16 protein-coding genes are annotated in these 19,266 nt (G+C 55.8%); 8 read left to right on the top strand and 8 right to left on the bottom strand.

What is annotated here, in order from left to right; genetic code table 11:
* Positions 1-63 precede the first annotated feature (63 nt).
* The 6 genes from J4772_RS28935 to J4772_RS28910 form a co-directional block, all read right to left on the bottom strand.
* Positions 64-3,738, bottom strand: a complete 3,675-nt coding sequence (locus tag J4772_RS28935) for an S-layer homology domain-containing protein (RefSeq protein ID WP_209072531.1) — start codon at positions 3,736-3,738, stop codon at positions 64-66.
* Positions 3,739-5,676 (bottom strand): hypothetical protein, encoded by a 1,938-nt coding sequence (locus tag J4772_RS28930; protein ID WP_209072530.1) that lies wholly within the window; start codon positions 5,674-5,676, stop codon positions 3,739-3,741.
* On the bottom strand, positions 5,677-7,329 hold the full coding sequence (locus J4772_RS28925; RefSeq protein ID WP_209072529.1) for an extracellular solute-binding protein: 1,653 nt from the start codon (positions 7,327-7,329) through the stop codon (positions 5,677-5,679).
* A gap of 257 nt (positions 7,330-7,586) precedes the next feature.
* Positions 7,587-8,951, bottom strand: a complete 1,365-nt coding sequence (locus J4772_RS28920; RefSeq protein WP_209072528.1) for an ABC transporter substrate-binding protein — start codon at positions 8,949-8,951, stop codon at positions 7,587-7,589.
* 43 nt (positions 8,952-8,994) lie between these two features.
* Complete coding sequence (locus J4772_RS28915; protein ID WP_209072527.1) at positions 8,995-9,864, bottom strand: carbohydrate ABC transporter permease; 870 nt, start codon at positions 9,862-9,864, stop codon at positions 8,995-8,997.
* A gap of 12 nt (positions 9,865-9,876) precedes the next feature.
* Positions 9,877-10,776, bottom strand: a complete 900-nt coding sequence (locus J4772_RS28910) for a carbohydrate ABC transporter permease (protein WP_209072526.1) — start codon at positions 10,774-10,776, stop codon at positions 9,877-9,879.
* Positions 10,777-11,065: 289 nt separating this feature from the next.
* Between J4772_RS28910 and J4772_RS28905 the strand changes: the two genes are divergently transcribed.
* The 3 genes from J4772_RS28905 to J4772_RS28895 all read left to right on the top strand — a co-directional run bounded on the left by J4772_RS28905 (position 11,066) and on the right by J4772_RS28895 (position 13,986).
* Positions 11,066-11,935, top strand: coding sequence for a MurR/RpiR family transcriptional regulator (locus J4772_RS28905; RefSeq protein WP_209072525.1), 870 nt, complete (start codon positions 11,066-11,068; stop codon positions 11,933-11,935).
* Positions 11,936-12,158: 223 nt separating this feature from the next.
* On the top strand, positions 12,159-13,106 hold the full coding sequence (locus J4772_RS28900) for an ROK family protein (protein ID WP_209072524.1): 948 nt from the start codon (positions 12,159-12,161) through the stop codon (positions 13,104-13,106).
* Positions 13,107-13,284: 178 nt separating this feature from the next.
* Positions 13,285-13,986, top strand: a complete 702-nt coding sequence (locus J4772_RS28895; protein ID WP_181917547.1) for an N-acetylmannosamine-6-phosphate 2-epimerase — start codon at positions 13,285-13,287, stop codon at positions 13,984-13,986.
* Between the two features lie 82 nt (positions 13,987-14,068).
* Here J4772_RS28895 and J4772_RS28890 read toward each other — a convergent pair whose 3' ends face one another.
* Together J4772_RS28890 and J4772_RS28885 are read right to left on the bottom strand one after the other, a co-directional pair.
* Positions 14,069-14,314, bottom strand: a complete 246-nt coding sequence (locus tag J4772_RS28890; protein ID WP_209072523.1) for a hypothetical protein — start codon at positions 14,312-14,314, stop codon at positions 14,069-14,071.
* A gap of 90 nt (positions 14,315-14,404) precedes the next feature.
* Positions 14,405-15,268, bottom strand: coding sequence for an AraC family transcriptional regulator (locus J4772_RS28885; protein WP_371822771.1), 864 nt, complete (start codon positions 15,266-15,268; stop codon positions 14,405-14,407).
* Positions 15,269-15,453: 185 nt separating this feature from the next.
* Between J4772_RS28885 and J4772_RS28880 the strand changes: the two genes are divergently transcribed.
* The 5 genes from J4772_RS28880 (at position 15,454) to J4772_RS28860 (ending at position 19,264) form a co-directional block, all read left to right on the top strand.
* A complete protein-coding gene (locus tag J4772_RS28880) occupies positions 15,454-16,536 on the top strand; it encodes a glycoside hydrolase family 172 protein (protein ID WP_209072522.1) in 1,083 nt (360 codons plus the stop codon).
* Between the two features lie 107 nt (positions 16,537-16,643).
* Positions 16,644-17,159 carry an RpnC/YadD family protein gene (locus J4772_RS28875; protein ID WP_209072521.1) on the top strand — a complete coding sequence of 172 codons (516 nt, stop codon included), beginning with the start codon at positions 16,644-16,646 and terminating at the stop codon, positions 17,157-17,159.
* Between the two features lie 51 nt (positions 17,160-17,210).
* Complete coding sequence (locus J4772_RS28870; protein ID WP_209072520.1) at positions 17,211-17,768, top strand: NUDIX hydrolase; 558 nt, start codon at positions 17,211-17,213, stop codon at positions 17,766-17,768.
* A 27-nt stretch (positions 17,769-17,795) separates the two neighbouring features.
* The gene (locus J4772_RS28865; protein WP_209072519.1) at positions 17,796-18,188 is read left to right on the top strand and encodes an eCIS core domain-containing protein; all 393 of its coding nucleotides are present in this window, start codon (positions 17,796-17,798) and stop codon (positions 18,186-18,188) included.
* A gap of 23 nt (positions 18,189-18,211) precedes the next feature.
* Positions 18,212-19,264, top strand: a complete 1,053-nt coding sequence (locus J4772_RS28860; protein WP_209072518.1) for a LacI family DNA-binding transcriptional regulator — start codon at positions 18,212-18,214, stop codon at positions 19,262-19,264.
* The last annotated feature ends 2 nt before the right edge of the window (positions 19,265-19,266 follow it).

Below are 19,266 nucleotides of genomic sequence, written 5' to 3'. Positions count from 1 at the left end.
CGTTTATAAATAGGGACCAGCAGCTTAAGCGGAATCGCTCAAGCTGCTGGTCGTTCTATCGGTTTAGCGGATTCCCATTAATCGGTAAAGGACAACCGCCGCTTGCGCGCGCGTTGCCGTGCCTTCGGGCAGCAGCCGTTTGGCGTCGACGCCGTTGACGATTCCCAGGCTCACGGCCAGGGCAGCTTCTCCGATCATCTCTTCCGGAATTTGCGAGGCATCCCGGAAGCGGAGCAGCGCCTGCGGATTTTCACCGCTCGGAACCGGCCGGCCGGTCAGCAGGGAGACGGCACGTCCGGCCAAGGCGGCCAATTCCGCGCGGGTAACCGGAGAATCGGAAACGGGCATATCCCGTTCGACGTCTGTGTCGCCGAGTTCCAGCCCCTTCGCCAGAAGCGCAACCCATTCGGCGCGCGTAATCGGGTCCTCCGGAGCAAACCGGCCGTTGTCGGTGCCGGACATGAAGCCCTTGGCGGCGGCGACTTGAATCGCACGGCCCGCCCAGCCTGCTACGCGATCCAGATCGGTAAACTCCACTCGATTTTCAACGACCGCATACTTGGAACGAAGCCGGCTCAACGCGGCGTACATCTTCTCGCGGGCAAGCTTTCCGCCGACGATTTCCGTCCGATCGCCCGCGAATTCGATCATCGCCAGCAATTCCTTGTCCAGATCCGCTCCGGTTGGAAGCGGCAGCCCCAACGTAATCGGCGGATTAAATTCGGTCGGAACGGCCCCGTTTACTTTCAGCTCGATCTCATAGACAGGCGCCGCTAATTCTTGATCGTTGTTCGTCCTGATGATACGGATTTCTACGTCGCCTTGAAGCTGGGACGGCGCGAAGAGTAACTCTACGCCCTGCCAGTCAAGGGTGACTTGGGCGATTGATTTCTCCAGCATCCGTTCCAGAATAGCTTGCTCCAGCTGCACCTGCAGTTCATCCGACGATCCTTCGAACGTCATCGCCAGCCGCGCCGACAAAGTAGTCTTGGAGGAGAAGCCTCGAAGCAGCTCGCGCAGCCGATCGAACGCCTCTCCGATCGAATCGATCCGATCGAGCAGTGCCGGGGTGTCGATTTGGGTCTCATCGCCGCCAGAGCGGAGCAGGTAAGGCGCCATATCCAATTGGCCGATACGGTCTGCGGCCGCCTGGATTTTCTCTATCACCTGGGCGTTAATTGCCGCTTGTTCGGAAGCGGCCGCTTCGCCCAGCCGCTCGCGGAGGCCCTTCAACTCCTGTTCAAGATCGGCCAGCGGGTTGTTGGGGGCCTCCGTCCCGGTAGATGGGCCTATGCCGGAGCCGGAACCAGAGCCGGAGTCCGGGTTTGGAGTGCCGCCGCCCGACCCCGACTTGGCGCTAAGCTCATAGATCCGCACGTCCAGAGGAGAGTAGCTGCCCGTAAAGCGGTTATTCGATATCGGGAGAAACGTATTCTCGTTCCATACCTTCAGCCGCATTCCTTCGGGCACTTCGATGGCGGCCCGCTGCGCTTCCTTGCTGTTGTTGACCATAGCGATATAGGTTTTGTCGCCGACCTTGCGGCTCATCCAATGCAGCCAATCGCCGTCTCCCTCTGCGACTCGAACATTGTCGGCCGGCCGGTCGGACAGAATAAACGCCTGCAAATCCGCGATTTCCTGCGCGATGCGATTCACGCGGCCGAGCAGCTCTTCATAGGGGAGCCCGCTTGCATCGTTCTTCATATCGAACAACGAGTAAAACAGAATGCCTCGGGCGCCTTCGGTAATATACTGCCACGCCATATTGCGCATTTCCTGCTCGGTTGGCGGGCGCAAGCCTCCTTGGTCGTAGTTGCCGACGTTTTGCGCCTGCACGACGGCCCATTGTCCCTTCTTACCGATGGCCTCGGTAGTCGCTTTTTGCAGCTCGCCCGGCTCGCCGATCGGATCTTCCTCCAGCCCTTTGACGGGATAGACGTCCAAGCCGAAAATATCGGTTGATTTCGCCAGCACGCTGGCGGACGGCAGGTGGAAATCGACCGTATAGGCAGGATGATCCGGGTCGTTGGCCTTGACCGCTTCATAATGGGAAGGCAGCCGATCGTCGTTCGGCGCTTCGTCGTTCAGGTACCAGGCCAGCAGCGCCGGATAGTCTTTGAACCGATTGACGAATTCGCCGATCTTGCTCACCGCGTCTTCATCGCTGTTGATGCCCTCGGGCGCCCATGCGGAGCCGTAGAAGAAATCCTTCAACGAGAAAATGACCTGTTTGCCGTATTCCGCGGCCAAATCGAGCTGTTCCCCGGAAGGGAAGTCGTAGGGCAGAAGCGTGTTGATCGGGCTGTTTTTCAGCTCCTCCAGCTCCGAACGAACGATTTTGTCCGCATAGATTCCGATCGGCAGGAACAGCTTTCCGTTCCGCCAGAATCGGCCTTCGCTATCCACGTAGGATTCAGGCATCTCCGCGGCGCTTCCCAATTTGCGAATCGTCCATTCCTCCGAGTCCGCCGCCGTATCGGTTCCGGACAATACAGCCTCGACGCGGACATGATACGTGCCCGGGACCAGCTTGGCCGAGGGGAAGACCGCGTCTCCGCCCGAGCCGTCCACATACGTCGCCTCGACAACCGATTGGTCATCTCTCAAAAGGCTGGCGCGTATCGTATAGGCGCTCAGATCGGCGCCCGTTGCCGCTTCGGTCCGGACTCGAATATCCGCGTCTGTCCCTGGCGATAGAATGCCGCGATATCCCGGAGACGCCAGCCGAGTTTGAATGAGCTTGGGCTTGACTTCGTGGAGGGTCAGATCGTCGAACCAGACCGTACCCGTCGTTCCTTGCGTGTACAGCGTCAGATTGGCTTTGGCTCCGTTGGCCGGGGCCGTATACAGCGGAATCCGAAAATAGGTCCAATCGCCGGGATTGATCGGGTTCGCATAGGAGCCGCCGATCCAATTGCCGCCGGCATCTACCGCGTCCAGAGCAAGCTTCGCTCCGTCTCCGTCCGCGACGCCGTTCGTCTTCACCCACACCGATACATAGTAACCGACGCCGGGCGTGAGATTAAAATCAAAGCTGGGCGAAGAATTGGCCGGGCCGTTCGTATACTTCAAGGAGTATTCGCCCGTACGGGACTCGGCAGCGTCATAGCTGGTCGAGCCGCTGAGCCAGGTCGCGTCGTCGGGGTCCTCGAACGAGGTGGAGTAACCCGACTGGCTTCCGGCCGGCGCTTTCTTATAGACTTTAACGTCGTCGAACCAGACGATTCCAGTGTCGCCTTGGCTTAAATATAGCGACACTTGAAGTCTGCCGGCATCCTCGGGAACCGTATACGTAGGCAGCTTGAGCAGAGTCCAATCGGCCGGCGCAAGGCCGTCCGTATATTGTCCGCCTTTCCAGTCGTCTCCGTCGTACGCTTCCAAGGCGATTCTCGCCTTGCCGGCGCCAACGTTTTCCGTCTTCAGCATGACGGTTGCGTAATAGGTCGCTCCCGGCTCCATTGCCAAAGAAACCTGGGGATATTTATAGTACGCGGCATCCGAACGCTCGTATTTCAAGGAATGATTGCCCGTATAGGCTTCGCCGTCGTCATAACCGCTGGATTCCGTTATCCAGCGTTCGTCCGCGGGATTCTCGAACGATTCCTCCATCACAAGCACATCGGCCTCCGCCGCAGCCGCGATCCGAAGCGAATCGCCGCCAAGGAAGGAAATCGGGGCCAACTGCAAAACCAGGATCAGGGCAAGAAAAGCAATCGCTATTTTTTTCAACCGAATCACCTATCTTTCTACCTTATAAATGTGAATGCCCAAGGAGCTGAACGAATCCGTGAACTTGCCGCCCGTCAAAGCCAGGGAACGGCTTTCGTTTACCGCCTGCACGGAAGTCGCGCCGGGCACGGTGAACGAGGCGGTTCGGTTCGACTTGCCGTTATTGACGGCAAAAATATACGTATCGCTGCCGTACTGCTTAACCATCCAGTTGAGCCAGCTTCCGCCCGTAGTCGTCGCGGCGGGCGTGGCATCGACGGACAGGAGGATCGGAACGAAGCTCTCCACCTCGGACGCTACCTGCTTCACGCGATTCAGAAGCGTTGCGTAAGGCACGCCGCTCGCATCCGATTTCAGATCGAACAGGGAGTAGAACATCAACCCCGTCGCGCCCTCGGTCAAATACTGCCACGCCATATTGCGGACTTCCTGTAAAGTCGGCGGACGGGTGCCGCCCTGACCGTAGTTGGCCAGATTATGCGCCTGCACGACCGGCCATTGGCCCCGGAACCACAGGTTTTCTTTGGCGGCCTTCTGATAAGCGCCGGGTTCGGCGATCGGATCGCCGGACAATCCCTTCACGACATATCGGTCCATACCGAAGATGTCCGTGGAACGCAGCACCTGGTCCGGGTTTGGCGCATTGTAATCCACGATATAGGCGGGATGGTCCGGATCGTTCGCGACGACCGCTTCATAATGGGCGGGCAGTCGGGGATCGTTCGGAGCCTCGTCGTTTAAGTACCAGGCCAACAGCGCCGGATGAGATTTGAACCAGTTCACGTGCTGGGCGATTTGCGGCGCCTCGTCCGCCTCGCTCGTAATGAACGACGGGGCGTAAGGAGAGCCGTAATAAAAATCCTTGAAGGAGTAAATGACCTTCATGCCATAAGAATCGGCCAAGTTCAATTTGGTCAGATCGGGATGGCCGTACGCCAAAATCGTATTAAAGGCGCTGCCGCTCAAATCCGCCAAATCCGCTGCGGTAATATCGGCGGTATAGATGCCGATGGGGAAAAACAAGCTGCCGCTGCGCCACAGCCGACCGTGCTTGTCGACGTATTGATCCGGAGCGGAGGCGGTATTCTCAATCGGCTTTTCGATATAGCCTTTGACCTGTCCAGTCGAAGTTTTAATTAACTGAAGAACCAGCTTATAGCTTCCGGCCGCAAGTCCGGAGCCGGCGAACAAGGTGGCCGTAGCCTGCTGGCCGGAATAGCTTGCGGAATTCATCAAGGCGTTGGAAGAATCGTACAGACTGACCTTGGTCGTGTAGCCGCTGAAATCGGCCGACCAGGAATGCGGAATCGTTTTGACCCGAATGTCCGTGTGGTCGCCGGCGATGAGCTTGCCGCGGTACGAAGGGTAATCCAGATACGCATAGAATAACGGCGCCGTTTGAACCTCGAATACTTGCAGGTCGTCAAACCAGGCTTGCCCGGTTGTGCCCTGCTCCAGATAAAGAGAAATGCTGATTTTCGCCGTATTCGCGGGCAGCGTGTAGATCGGAAGTTGGATCTGTGTCCAACCGGCCGACGCGACTCCCGGAAGGTATTGTCCGCCGACCCAGTTGCCCGACGGATCCAACGCTTCGAGCGCGAGCGTCGCGCCGCCCGGCCCGCTAAGGCCGGAGGTTTTGATCCAGACCGTCGCGTAGAACCTCTCTCCGCCTTGCCCCGGCAATATTTTGGAAGGATAAATATAGGTGCTGGCCGAAGTTCGAGCGTATGCTAACGACTTGGAATAAGAATGGCGTTCGCCGGAAGTAAAGCCGGTGGCCGCCGTGATCCATTCCGATTCTCCGCCGTTTTCGAACGAAGTCTCATACGCTAATACATTGGAAGGCGAGTATGCTTTCGCTTCTGACGGCATAGCCGTTCCGGAAATAAGCAGGACAACGAGGGACAGCAGAATGGCATAGTGCGCAGGGCTTCTTCTCAGTTTCAACTAGCTCTGCCTCCTTTGGTCTACCCATTGATTGACCTCTTCGGTAATTCGGTCTCCGCCCAGATCGCCCCAGTCTTTCGCATAGTCGTCGAAGGCGTCCACGGGCAGCTCTCCCATAATGATCATCGTGTAGGTGTCCAGCGTAAGCTTGTCCAGGATAGCGGTCACCTGGCTCATCGTTTTGGTCGCCGGGCCATAAAATTCGTTCATTTGAATGTAACCGCTGTCATTATGTTCCATAATTTTCGCCCAGGCGCTGCTTTGGCCGTACATGCCTTCTTCGAACCAGTAGCGGTTATCCCCTTGGCGATAAGCGACGATATTGTCGTAATAGCTTTGTTCCTCTTCGCTGAGGCCGGCGGGACTCCCGTTCTTCAACGCGCTCTGCAGTCGGATATAGTTCTTCATGCTGCCGTTCTCCGGCCAAGTGTATACGAGCGGGTAGTTGTTGTACTGGAACCCGTCCTTGCCGATAAAAAAATGGCTCCATTCCGGATTCTCATAGCCGCGGTAAACCATCAAATTCAGCAAGCGCATGAGCGCCTCCGGATGCCGGATGCCTTTTTTCGCGACAAAATAGCTGTAGATCGGGAAGTTGTATTCGAACTTTGCCGGCACGTCGTCGACGGAGGGAATGCCGTATGCCCGCCAATCCGCCCCGGGGTCCCGGTCTTTGCTGGCTTGCAGCGGATGTGTCGGATTCCACCAGGCGCCGTACTGCATGCCGATTTTGCCGGATACCAGCTCCTCGGCCATATAGTTCTGATCCTTTACGGAAAACTCCGGATCGATCTGCCCGTCAAGGTACATGTCGCGCAGCGCGGTCAACGCCGTCTTGACCTCCGGTTGGATGCCGCCGAACACGATTCGCCCGTCGTCGCCTTTGATCCAACTGCTGGGATAGGCATGAAACCCGTTGAAAAAGCCCTTCAGCGATGTCCAGTTAATCCGGGTGTGCAGCCCCATGTTCAGGCCGAGGCCGTAAGTGTCGCGTTGCCCGTTGCCGTCCGGATCTCCTTCGGCGAAAGCTTTGGAGATGCGCAGAATGTCCTGTATCGTGCGCGGCTCCGGCAGATTGAGCCTGTCCAGCCAATCGTGCCGCACCCACAGCACCTGAGACTGATCGGTCATCGAAGCTCCTTGCGGAATCGCCATCAGCTTGCCGTCAAATGTGGCCGTATCCAGCGAGTGGGCAATTTCTTCGATCATTTCTTTGGCTTTCGGCGACGCATGACGTTCGTAAGCTTCCGTCAAATCCTCGATCAGGCCGGCATCGGTCAACTGCTTGAGCTGCAGGCTGTCGACTTCGAAAATATCCGGAAGCTCCCCGGTAAGAATGGAAGCTTTTAATCGTTGATTGTAATCCTCGGTGCCTTTGTTCGTCGTCCACAAATATTTGATTTGAATGCCGAGAGTCGCCAAGTAATCTCGGCTCCAGACGTTGTCGGTCAGCGATTCGCCCTCCCGGAAAACGGTGCTGTCGTTCAGATTGCGCACGGCCGAAAGCGTGATAGTCGGCTCGTACTTCTCGAACGGGCCGACGGCCGCGGAAGGCCGTTCCTCGCGTTCGGCCATCTGACCGAACAGGAGGAAGGCGGCGATTCCGCATACCGCCAGCGCGATTAACGAGATCGTTCGTTTACGATTGATCATGACCGCATGCTCCTTTAAGTGTCGCTCACGCTCACCCTAGGGCGTGTATGCATACTCCGAGGATCGCAGATGTTGCCGAATTTTCGTTCCATGCAAGGAACTTTTGTGAAGGCGTACCGGGGGTACGTCAAGCAAAAGGGTCGAAGCAGGGGGCGAAAAGGCGGTGATAGATGCCTCTGAGCGGGTTTGCATACACGCCCCAGGCATCGATGCGTCAATCGTGTGAGCAACTAGTTCCCATTGTAGCACGGATAGTTTTATTTCAGCTTGTCGAGCACCGCTTGCGCGGCTTTGTCTCCTTGCTCCAGGAGCTGATCGATCGTGATTTTGCCGGAAAGGTATTCCGTGAAGATCGGATCAATCGCCCCGATCCATTCCTCCCACAGCGGATTATCCCCGACGTTCGACGCATACTGCATGCTGTCCAGGAACACCTTGATGTGCTCCGGATTCCCTTGATGTTGGGACAATGCTGCTTCTGCCGTAGATTTCTTTGCGGTGATGCCTTCCGACAGGGTGGCGTTCAGCTGCTGCGCTTCATCGCTCAGGAAATATTCAATGAATTTCCAGCCGGCTTCCTTCTCCGCATCCTTGGCATGCGCGTTCAGTACCCAGGAATTGGCGACGAGCGCGCTGTAATTGACGCCTCCAACTCCTTTCGGCATAAGTGACACGTCGTAGTTGATCCCTTCTTGATCGTTGGACAGCCTTCTGGCGAAGTTGTCGTAGAACATGGCGACGATGCCCCTCGGGAACCAAGTGCCGTGGTTAGGGGTGATTTCGCCTTCCTGCGCCACGAGGCTTGGAGTAAGGCCTTCATCCCAGAACTTTTTCATATACACCATGGCTTCTTTGACCTTGGGATCGCTGGCGAACGTGCTCTTCGTCCGGGACTCGTCCAGAATGTCTCCGCCGAATTGGCGAATCGTCGTATACCATCCGTAACGGAAATGGTTCGCAAGACCGATTCCGTATTGCTTGGCGTCCGCGTTCGTCAGCTTTTGTGCCGCCTCGTACACGTCGTCGGTCGTCCAGTCCGCCGTCGGGTAAGCGACGTTGGCGGCATCGAACATCTCCTTGTTGTAGTACAGCGCATTGACTTGAATCGCTTGCGGAACGGCGAAATATTCGTTGTTCGCGTTCTTGATCGCCTCGAAGCCGAAGTAATCGTCGAGCTTAACATCCTTCAGACGGTCGGTCAGGTTTTCGATCGCGCCTTCGCTCGCATATTGCGCGATGTACGGGCCGTCCAGCAAGTAGACGGTCGGACCTTGGCCCGCCGCCAAGTCTACCTTTAAATTGGTATAGTGCGTTCCCCAGTCGGTGCCTACGTTTTCGACCGTGACGTTCTTGTTGGCTTCCATGAACTTGTCAATGATTTGCCCGAACGTTTCGCGCGCTTTCTCGTCGGCGTAATAGGCGACCTGAATGGTGACGGGCTCACCGTTATCCGCGGTATTGCCGCTGGCCTCCGCCGTTGAATCCGGGCTTGCCTGGGACGATGACGACGACGGACTGGCGGACCCTCCGTTATTGTTGTTCGAGCTGCAGGCGGTCAGCGCCGCCGAGGTCAGCATGACGAGCGCAAACAGCGATAAAACCGACTTTCTTGACTTGCTCACTTGTACCCCTCCTAAGGTTGCGTTCGTTTTTATGTCAGGGATATTATCCTTTGACACCGGAAGTGGAAATGCTCTTGACGAAGTAGGGCTGCGCGACGATAAAAAGCACGATGATCGGCAGCACGAGCAGCACGTTGCCGGCCATTTCCAGCTCGGGGCTCTGGTTGTACTGCCCGGTCGAAATGTCGCGGATGCGCAGCACCATCGTCCATAAACTGCTGTCTTTGCCGATGAAGATCATCGGATACAGGATTTCGCCCCATTTTTCCTGCAAGGTGAGAATTCCCAAAGTCAGCATCGGAGAGATCATCAGCGGCAGATGGATGCGGCTGTAAATCTTAAACCATCCCGCGCCGTCGATTTTGGCCGCCTCGTCCATCTCCTTCGGAATGGAGCGGAAAAACTGACGGAGCAAAATGATGCCGAAGGCGGTGGCCAGAAAGGGCGGAACGATCAGCGGGTAATGGCTGCCGATCCAGCCCAGATTTCTGAAGATCATAAATTGGGGGATCATCGTCACTTGGGACGGCAGAAACATCGAGATTACGGCAAAGCCGAAAATGAAGCTTTTGCCCGGAAACGGAATTCTCGCAAAGGCGAAGGCGACAAGGCTGCAGGACAGAACCGTGCCGATCATCGCCAGTCCGGTTACTTTGACCGTGTTGTAAAAATACAGCAGGAACGGATGCCCCTTGTCGGGAAACAGCAGCTTTTCGTAGTTGTCCCAACGGGGCGTCTCGGGGAACCACTTGAACGTATTCAGGAACTCCCCGTTCGTTTTCAGCGAAGCCAGAATCATCCAGACGAAGGGCAGCAGCATTGTGGCCGCGCCGGCCAGCAGGATGACGGCATTCAAGATCGAGAAGAAGCTGCGGTTTCTTCCGGACCTGCCGGGATATGCGTGACTGTTCAATAGATTCGCCTCCTATTCTTCGTAGTGAACCCAGCGCTTTTGCAGCAGCAGCACAAGAAGCGTTACCGCGATCATGCAGAGGAACGATACCCAGGCGATCACGGACGCGTAGCCCATGTCCAAATAGCGAAACGCCTTTTCATAGAGATAGACCATCAGGTGGGTATCCGAATATTTGTTGTACCGGTTGAACACCATCGTGAACTGCTGGTCGAACGCTTGGAAAGCGCTGGAGATCGACATGATCACGACCAGAAACGTTGTCGGGGAGAGCAGGGGCACAGTAATGCTGCGCAGGCGCTGCCACCTCGTCACTCCGTCGATCTCGGCGGATTCGTAGAGCGATTCGGGAATATTGTTCAAGCCGATATAGTAGATGAACATCGCATAGCCCAGGCCTTTCCATACGGCGACCAGCGCCAGGGCGGGAATCAGCGTGCCGGAGCCGATCCCGAGGAAAGCGATGTCGGACATCCCGAACGCTCTGAGAATGCCGTTGACGATGCCGATTTCGGGTGCGAGCAGCCAGATCCACACCATTCCGACGACAAACCAGGAAGGGACGGCGGGAAAATAGTACACGGCGCGCAGGACGGCCATTCCTTTGCCCTTGAAAAATCGTCCGGAATAGGTGAGCATCACCGCAAACAGCAGCGGAAGCGCGACCTGAATGGGCACGTAAATCAGGGCAAACTGCCACGTGTTCTTGAAAGCCGTCATAAAGGACGAATCGTTCAGCAGCATCCGCACGTTATCGAGGCCGTTGAATTCGGGCGGCGAGATCACCTTGAATCTCGTAAACGAATAGTAGAGCGACATCGCCGCCGGAATGACGAAAAGAACAACGGCTCCGACAAGATAGGGCGCAATGAACAAATATCCCGTCAGGGAATCGGTAAATCTACGACGCATAGGGTCACCTTGCTCTCTCTTTTGTAAACGTTTTAGTTTTGCTGTTCTCGATTATAGAGCGGCGCCGGAGAGGATTCTATTTCCGTCTCTTTACTTTCACTGCCATTCGTTTACTTGTTTGGCTTCCAAGGCTCCGGAAATGGTCATTAGAGAGAATCCGAGTATAGTCTGAAAAGAAATTCCGATATAAATGTGGAAAATGAAAATAATATCCGATTCGTTGCTTGTCAGTCGTTTTTATATCCGGTATGCTTGAACTATTAAACGAAAAGAAACGGGTGAAGAACGATTGGCTAGAGTGGGGAGCAAGCTGAGTCAATCGAATACGCTGCTCATGATTTCGAGCATCTATTCGGCGCTGACGAAAGCCGAGAAGAAGGTGGCGGACGCCGTAAACGCCAATCCGGAAGAAGCGGTGCTGGCAACCGTGACGGACTTGGCAGAGCAAGCCGGCGTCGGGGAGACGTCGGTTATCCGGTTTTGCCGCAAGCTGGGGTTTCGCGGCTATCATGAATTTAAACTGTCGGTCGCGCAGGATCTGGTGGACCGGCCTTCATCGCTCGCCAACGCGGTGATCGGCGAAGACGACGACTTGATGACCGTCGCCCGCAAGGTGACGATGAATCATGAGATGATGCTGAAGAACACGCTGGACCTGCTTAGCGCGGACAGCCTTCGAATGGCGGTCGACCAGATGCTGGCCGCGAACAAAATCTATGTTTACGGCGTCGGCTCTTCCGGCATTACGGCACTGGATCTCCATTATCGTCTGATGCGCACCGGATTTAACGTCGAAGCCCATCGGGACTCCCACATCATTGCGATGTCGGCTTCGCTAGTTAAGCCCGGCGATCTCGTCTTTGGCATTTCTACGTCGGGCAGCACGCGCGACTTGGTTGACCCGGTGAAGCAGGCCAAGAAGAACGGAGCCGTCGTGATCTGCCTGACGAGCCATCTGCGCTCGCCGATCGCGGCCTACGCGGATACGGTGCTGCTTGTCCCGTCCCGAGAGCTGCCGACCGAGGGCGGCGCATTGTCGACGAAGTTCACTCAGGTTCATCTGCTTAATATTTTGACCACGCTGCTCACGATGAAGGCGCAGGGAGCGAATCAGGCGCTGGACAAGACGGCGATGTCGGTCGTGGACAAGCTGTATTGAATAGGATAGTTTAAGTCTGGGGAATGAAGCGGCCCTCTAATTAGGGTATCCGCTTGATTTTGATTGGAGATTAAATTCTCCTTAAATGAGATAATAAAAGGATTATTTCGAATTTCCTGAAATGAACCAATGAAGCTTCGGAGAGCTGACCCGTTTGAAGTGAAAGAAGAGAATGGCTTCTTCCCTCTTCATTGGTTCCATTTAAATAGAAGGGGAGAGAAAGATGGAGTATGCGATTGGAGCGGACATCGGGGGGACGAAAATTCAAATTGCCGCCGTTGATCGGGAGGGACGCGTAGTCGACCGTCATCTGCTGCCGACCGAAGCGCAGCTTGGGCCGGATCAAGTGATGGGTAAGCTGCTGTCGGGAATCGGGCTAATTCTGAGTCGGATGCCCGCGAACGCCCGAATTACGGGCATCGGCGTAGGCAGCGCCGGGCAAATCGATTTTGCTTCGGGCACGGTTGCTTTTGCCGGAGATCAGCTGCCGGGCTGGACAGGGACGCCGATCAAGGCGCGCGTGGAAGAGAGATTCGGCTTGCCGACCTATGTGGACAACGACGCGAATGTCGTCGCAGTCGCGGAACGGCTGTATGGAGCGGGACTGGGACTGGACAGCTTTCTGTGCGTTGCGCTTGGAACGGGAATCGGCGGTGCGATCGTCGAAGCGGGGCGGATCGTTCGGGGGGCACAGGGCTGTGCCGGTGAGCTGGGCCATGTTTCCGTCGATTTTAACGGACCGCGCTGCGGCAATTGCGGCAACAACGGGTGTGTGGAGCTGTACGCCTCCGGTTCGGGCATTGCTCGACTCGGGAGCGAGTTGATCGACGCAGCCAAGGAGCTTCCCGCTTGGCGAGCGGACTCCCGCGAGATCGCGCAGGCATGGCTCCAGGGTGACCCGCAAGCTGCGCAGGTTATGGGAATTGCGATCCGCGCGCTTGCGGCGGCAATCGCCGGCTACATTCACATGTGCAATCCGCAGGCGGTCATCGTCGGCGGGGGAGTTTCGGAGACGGGCTCCGTCTTTCTGGATGAGCTAGACCGAGAGGTGCGCGGCCGCACATCGCCAAGCGTCAGATCGGCTTACCGGTTGCTGCCCGCCTATGTCGGCAACGACGCCGGAGTGATCGGAGCGGCAGCTCAAGTGTGGCTGTACGGTGGTAATCTCTAAACGAATGAGCGTAATTAATGGGCATTCTAAGCTCTCATTTTGGAGATTATATCCTCTTTTATTTATTAAAATAAAAGAAATATCTTTAATTGGGGAGAACTGACTGTTATAATGAGGCCATCGCAAAGTATTGCGAGTCCGCATTTGGCTATGCAAACTTAGAATAGCAGGTGATGAAATGATTCAAAAACTTATTGATCAAATGGCCGGGGGGCTTGTCGTTTCCTGCCAGGCCTTGGATAACGAACCGTTGTACGGCCCGGAGCATATGGCCGTGATGGCGGCAGCGGCAGCGGAAGGCGGAGCGGTGGCGATCCGGGCCAACACGCCTCAGGATGTGCGCGCGATCAAGAGGAAGTGCGGGTTGCCGCTGATCGGATTGTATAAGAAGCATTATGCCGATTCCGACGTCTACATTACGCCGACCCTGTCCGAAGTAAAGGAGATCGCCGAAGCCGGAGCGGAGTTCGTCGCCGTCGATGCGACCTCGCTGCCGAGGCCTGGCGGTCAATCTTTAGAGGATTTCATTGCAGGCATTCGCGAAGCATGTCCGCAGGTTGGCATTGTCGCCGACGTATCGACTTTTGAAGAAGGAGTCGCCGCGATGAAGCTGGGCGTCGATCTCGTATCGAGCACGCTGTCGGGCTATACTCCGCATAGCCCGCAACAGGCAGGGCCCGATATCGAGTTGGTTCGGAGACTGGCCGAGCTGCGCGAGACGCCGGTTCTGGCTGAGGGGAGAATCTGGACGCCGGAGGAGTGTGAGGCTTGCTTGCAAGCGGGGGCTCACTCCGTTGTCGTCGGGACAGCGATAACCCGCCCGCAGTTGATTACGCGCAGATTCGTCAACGTTTTTCAATCGTTTAAGGCGTCAAACTAAATTCGTTTTTCAGTGTTAAACGGGACAAGTCGGGAGAGAAAATCTCCCGGCTTTTTGCGTATGTCCGATGAATTGACTTACATTAGCTCGCATAACGGTCCGCCAGACCGTAAGAGGCGGTCGAACGCGCGGATTCGCTCGCGTAGCGGTCTGCCAGACCGTAAGAGGCATTCAAACGCGCGGATTCGCTCTCATAACGGTCCGCCAGACCGTAAGAGGTGGTCGAACGCGCAGATTTGCTCTCATAACGGTCCGCCAGACCGTAAGAGGCATTCAAACGCGCGGATTTGCTCGCGTAGCGGTCTGCCAGACCGTAAGAGGCGATCAAACGCGCAGATTCGCTCGCATAACGGTCCGCCAGACCGTAAGAGGCGGTCGAACGCGTGAATTCGCTCGCGTAACGGCATGGAACGATCGGTTAGCTTGTTTTGCGGTAAGCGGAGGGGGACACCCCCTCGCGCGTGCGAAACGCTCTGCTGAACGCATGTATGCTCTGAAAGCCCAGCTCTTCGGCGATGCGCGTCAACGATAGGTCGGTGAAACGGATCATTTCTTTCGCCTTCTCCAGCCGAACGGACAGATGGTATTGAATCGGCGTTATTCCGTAAGCTTTCTTGAACAGCCGGCATAAGTAATATTTGCTCATATTGGCCAGCCCGGCGAGCTCTTCAAGCGTCGCTTCTTCGTGGAGATGATGGGACAGATAGTTTTTGACCCGATCCAGTTGCTCGCGGTTGGAGTGAAGATGCGGGCTGCGCTGCCAATGGATTTCTCGAAGAAGGTGCATCCAGAGCTGAATGAACAAGCCTTTGGCCGTCGTCTCGTAGTAAGGGAATTTGCTGTCGAACTCGAAAATAATGTCCATCATCAACTGTTCGATGGCTTCCGGTTTGTTGAGGCGAATATGGCTGGGGAGCGGCGGAGTCATGTCTCGCAGGTCGTTCGGACGAATCCATTGCCGCTCCCGCTCGTTTAACCGGGAATAAGGCTTAAACGATATCGGAACCTCGGGGCTGTCGTCCTGATAATACAGATCGAAATGAAGATGCGGCTGACGCAGCGGCCGATCGTTCATTGTACGTATAGAATGAGGCTGGTTCGGCTTGAACAGAAACAGGTCTCCGGGTATGCCCTTATAGGCGATCCCATCCACAATAACCTCGCATTCTCCTTCTTTGATGTACAGCAACTCATAGTCGAAAAGAACCCTTTCCGGAATATGAACCGGAGGGTAGATCGTCGAATCCCAGGCAACGCGAATATAGGGCGATAAGCGATTCAAGTCTATAAGGGATCAGCTCCTTAAGATGGAGTATCTCAGTTGAGATGAGCAATATTCGTTAAATAAAGGTCGATCCCTGCTAAAGAAAAAGAGACGATGATCTAATAATATTAACGTTGTAAGCGTTGTTTTAATTGTATTCATCATCAAGAGCCATGACAATAATCAATCAAAGGAGCATCGTCATGTATTCATTTAACGGCTTGGACATGGGGCTTGGCAATCTATCCCGATTGTCGAATGCGGTAACGAGATCGATCAGTGCCGAGAACTTCACAGGCGAGAAGGGCAAGGGAGGTATGGCGACGGAAGGAACGGGCGCCGGCTGCGCCCGCGATCTGGGGATCGGCTGGAAGGTCTCGCCTTCCGTCGAGATCGAGCCGGGAGCGACCTTCGAGATGGCGAATATTCAAGGGATGGGCGCCATTCAGCATATTTGGTTAACCTGTTTTCCTACGACCTGGCGGAGTCTGATCGTTCGTATGTACTGGGACGATGAAGAGCAGCCGTCCGTCGAGGCGCCGGTAGGGGATCTGTTCTGCAACGGCTGGCAGGAAAGGTGCAACGTCAACTCGCTTCCCGTCGCCGTTAATCCGGCCGGAGGGATGAATAGCTACTGGCAAATGCCGTTCCGGAAAGCGGCGCGTCTGACCGTGGAAAATAAGTCGGGGGAGAAGGCGGTGCTCTATTACCAGATCGATTATACGCTGACCGACGTACCGGAGGATGCGGCTTATTTTCACGCTCAGTGGCGCAGAAGCAGTCCTGTGCCTTACAAGGACGTTCATACGATTCTTGATGGCGTTAAAGGGAAGGGCCATTATGTGGGCGTGTATCTGGCCTGGCAAGTGAACAACACGGGCTGGTGGGGAGAAGGAGAAATCAAGTTTTATATGGACGGAGACCGCGATTTTCCGACGATCTGCGGCACAGGAACGGAGGACTATTTCGGCGGGGCGTGGAACTGGGAGCAGCCCCAGGGCGAGTACGGCACCTATTCCACTCCGTATCTCGGCATGCACCAGGTCATTAAGCCCGATGGACTGTATCGCAGCCAGCAGCGCTTCGGCATGTACCGCTGGCATGTCATGGACCCGATCCGTTTCGAGTCGGAGCTGAAGATAACGATTCAAGATCTAGGCTGGCGCTCCGGCGGACGTTATCTGCCTCAGCAAAGCGACATCGCCTCAACGGTGTTCTGGTATCAGTCGGAGCCGCATGCCTCATTCCCGGCGCTTCCGGGCAATGACGAGCGGGAAGTCATCTGATTGCAGCTTGACAAGGATCTGGCTCCCCGACAATAATAATGGCAATAACATATTGATTCGACCGGTCGTGAAGCACACCCGGCAGCGCCTTTTGGGCGTCTGTGGGTGTGCTTTTTTATATTCGGACGAGTCGGTGGAGACGCCGGTTTATCGACTCGGACAACCCGGTCGCCGCTGCGCTGCTTGCAAAGATGAGGTATAATGAGAGCGAGATCAGAGAGGTGCGGTTCGCTTATTTGCGAATGCTGCTGCGCCTGCGGAGGAAGCTGGATGACGCAAAGCTGGCGCTGATCATGTCGGTCGCCGATCTGTACAATAAGTGCGATAGCAGCGAGGATGTGTCGCTGCTTCAGGAGCTTGGCGAAAAATATCCGGAGGAGGGAGATATCGTGGACAAATTGATGCCGGCATGGAGCCGGGAAGGATACGAAAAGGGGATTAAGGAAGGAATTGAGCAAGGAATTGAGCAAGGAATTGAGCAAGGAATTGAGCAGGGAATGGAGCATGGCGTGGAGACCGTAGCTATCAACATGCTGCGTGAAGGGATGGATCCCGGCTTTATCAGTAAAGTGACGGGATGGCCGGAACAGAAAATTGCCGAGCTTCGCAAAAAAGTTTACTGAATGAAGATCATGCAACCGAAATCTAACAACATATCGAGCAGGTGACATCAGGTGGAAGTAAACTATTGTTCCGCATGCGGCGGCAAAATGGAAACAAGAGAAGTGGACGGCACGCCGAGAAGGGCCTGCACGCAGTGCAGCTTCGTCCATTGGGGCAATTATAGCATCGGCGTGGGCGCGCTTGTCGTGAAAGACGACAAAGTGCTGCTCGTGCGCAGGGCGCAAGAGCCGGGCAAGGGTTATTGGACCAATCCCGGCGGATATATCGAGCAGCTTGAGCCAATTGAAGAGACGATTGTCCGGGAAGTGCGGGAAGAGAGCGGCGTCGAGGCCTGTGTGAAGGGAATTATCGCGCTGCGGGATCAGCCCAGAAGCATTCATAACGTCTACATTGCGTTCGAGATGGATTACGTCGGCGGAGAGCCGATTCCGGACGGGGTCGAGGTCGACGCCGCCGGGTTTTACAGTATGAAAGAGATGGAAACGATGAACGTCGCGGCTTTCACGCAATGGCTCGTTGACGTGGCGCTGCATGGCAGTATGGACGGACTGGCGATCGACAGGGAGCCGGTCGTTCCGTTAAACGGGAACGGGTTGTTTCGAGTTTAATTGGACGGATGGGGGGGGGGATGAGCGATGGGGACGAGGCGTTTTCAAGGAATTAGACGGGAAGCAGACCGCCAACGCTCAAGCGACAAGTCGAGAGGGAGTTCTCGTGGATCGCACGGCATGCAAGCGGATCAGATGTTTGCCCTGCAGGCGTCGATCGGCAATCAGGCGACGATGGACATGATGGAAGCGACTCCTTCCGAACCTCAGGACAACCTGAAGAGCGGGATTGAGAATTTATCCGGCTACTCGATGGACGATGTGAAAATCCATCGTCATTCCGATAAGCCTGCGCAGCTTAACGCTCATGCCTATGCGCAAGGAACCGACATACATGTCGCCTCAGGCCAGGAGCAGCATCTGCCTCACGAGGCCTGGCATGTCGTGCAACAGAAACAAGGTCGGGTACAACGGCTTTGACATCCCCGGTGAGAGGTGCGGCAGTGGAAGGATCAAGGAAAAAGCCGACGATGCAGCACATCGCGGATAAATTGGGCATATCGAAGTCGCTTGTATCCAGAGCGTTGTCGAACGACGCGCAGATCAGCGACAGAACGAAAGAGCAGGTAAGGCTGACGGCGATTGAATTGGGCTATCCGATCAACTCCTCGGCGGCGATCGTGCCCTCCTCGCGCACGGGCAATGTGGCGGTGTTAATGCCGCGTTCGCATCTCAAGGACGCCGAGTTTTGGGGCAAGGTCATCGGCGGAGCGGAGGAGGAGCTTCATCGCTCGGCTTTCAGTCTCGTGCTGGGAGGCATTGCGACGGACGAGCCGGTGAAGGACGGTCTGCCGAGCTGTATAACGGATCGCAGAGTCGACGGAGCGGTGATCATGGGCCGCGTTCCCGTCGGCTACATTGCCGAAGTGATGGCGACGGGGATTCCGGTCGTGTTGGCGGACGTTATGGCGGATAGTCTAAAGCTGGATCACGTGCTTGCGGACAACTTCAGAGGTGGCTGCGAGGCCGCTTCCTTCCTGTTGGAGCAGGGGCATCGGAAGCTTCTGTTCGCAGGCGACTCGGATTTCTCGTTCAGCTTCGAGGAACGCAAGCGCGGAGCCGAACGAGCTGTGGCGCAATTCGAGTCGACGGAAGGGAAGGCCCCCACCCTCACTTTCGTCGACTCGATTCTGCTTGAAGGAGATAAGCTGGTGCTGCCGGAAGTTGAGTTCTCTGCAGCGCTAAAAGGCGGCGTTACCGCGATCGTGTGCGCTAACGACTCGATCGCCTTCTCCGCCTTGGAGCAGATAGCGGCGCTAGGGCTGAACTGCCCGCAGGATATATCCGTTGTCGGCTTTGACAATGTCGAACGCTGCGAATGGACCGCTCCATCCTTGACGAGCCTGGATGCGGACAAGGAGACGATCGGCAGGCGAGCCGTCGAATTGCTGCTGCGACGAATGGAGCGGCCGGATGCGCGACCGGAGACATTGTATCTTGCAACGGAGCTCATAAAGCGGAATTCTGTTGCAAATATTATTAATAATTTTATTTAACA

Source organism: Cohnella sp. LGH (assembly GCF_017671885.1).
Taxonomy (GTDB): domain Bacteria; phylum Bacillota; class Bacilli; order Paenibacillales; family Paenibacillaceae; genus Cohnella; species Cohnella phaseoli.
The sequence above is the reverse complement of the archived record's forward strand: the minus strand, read 5'-3'. Positions and strand labels throughout refer to the sequence as shown.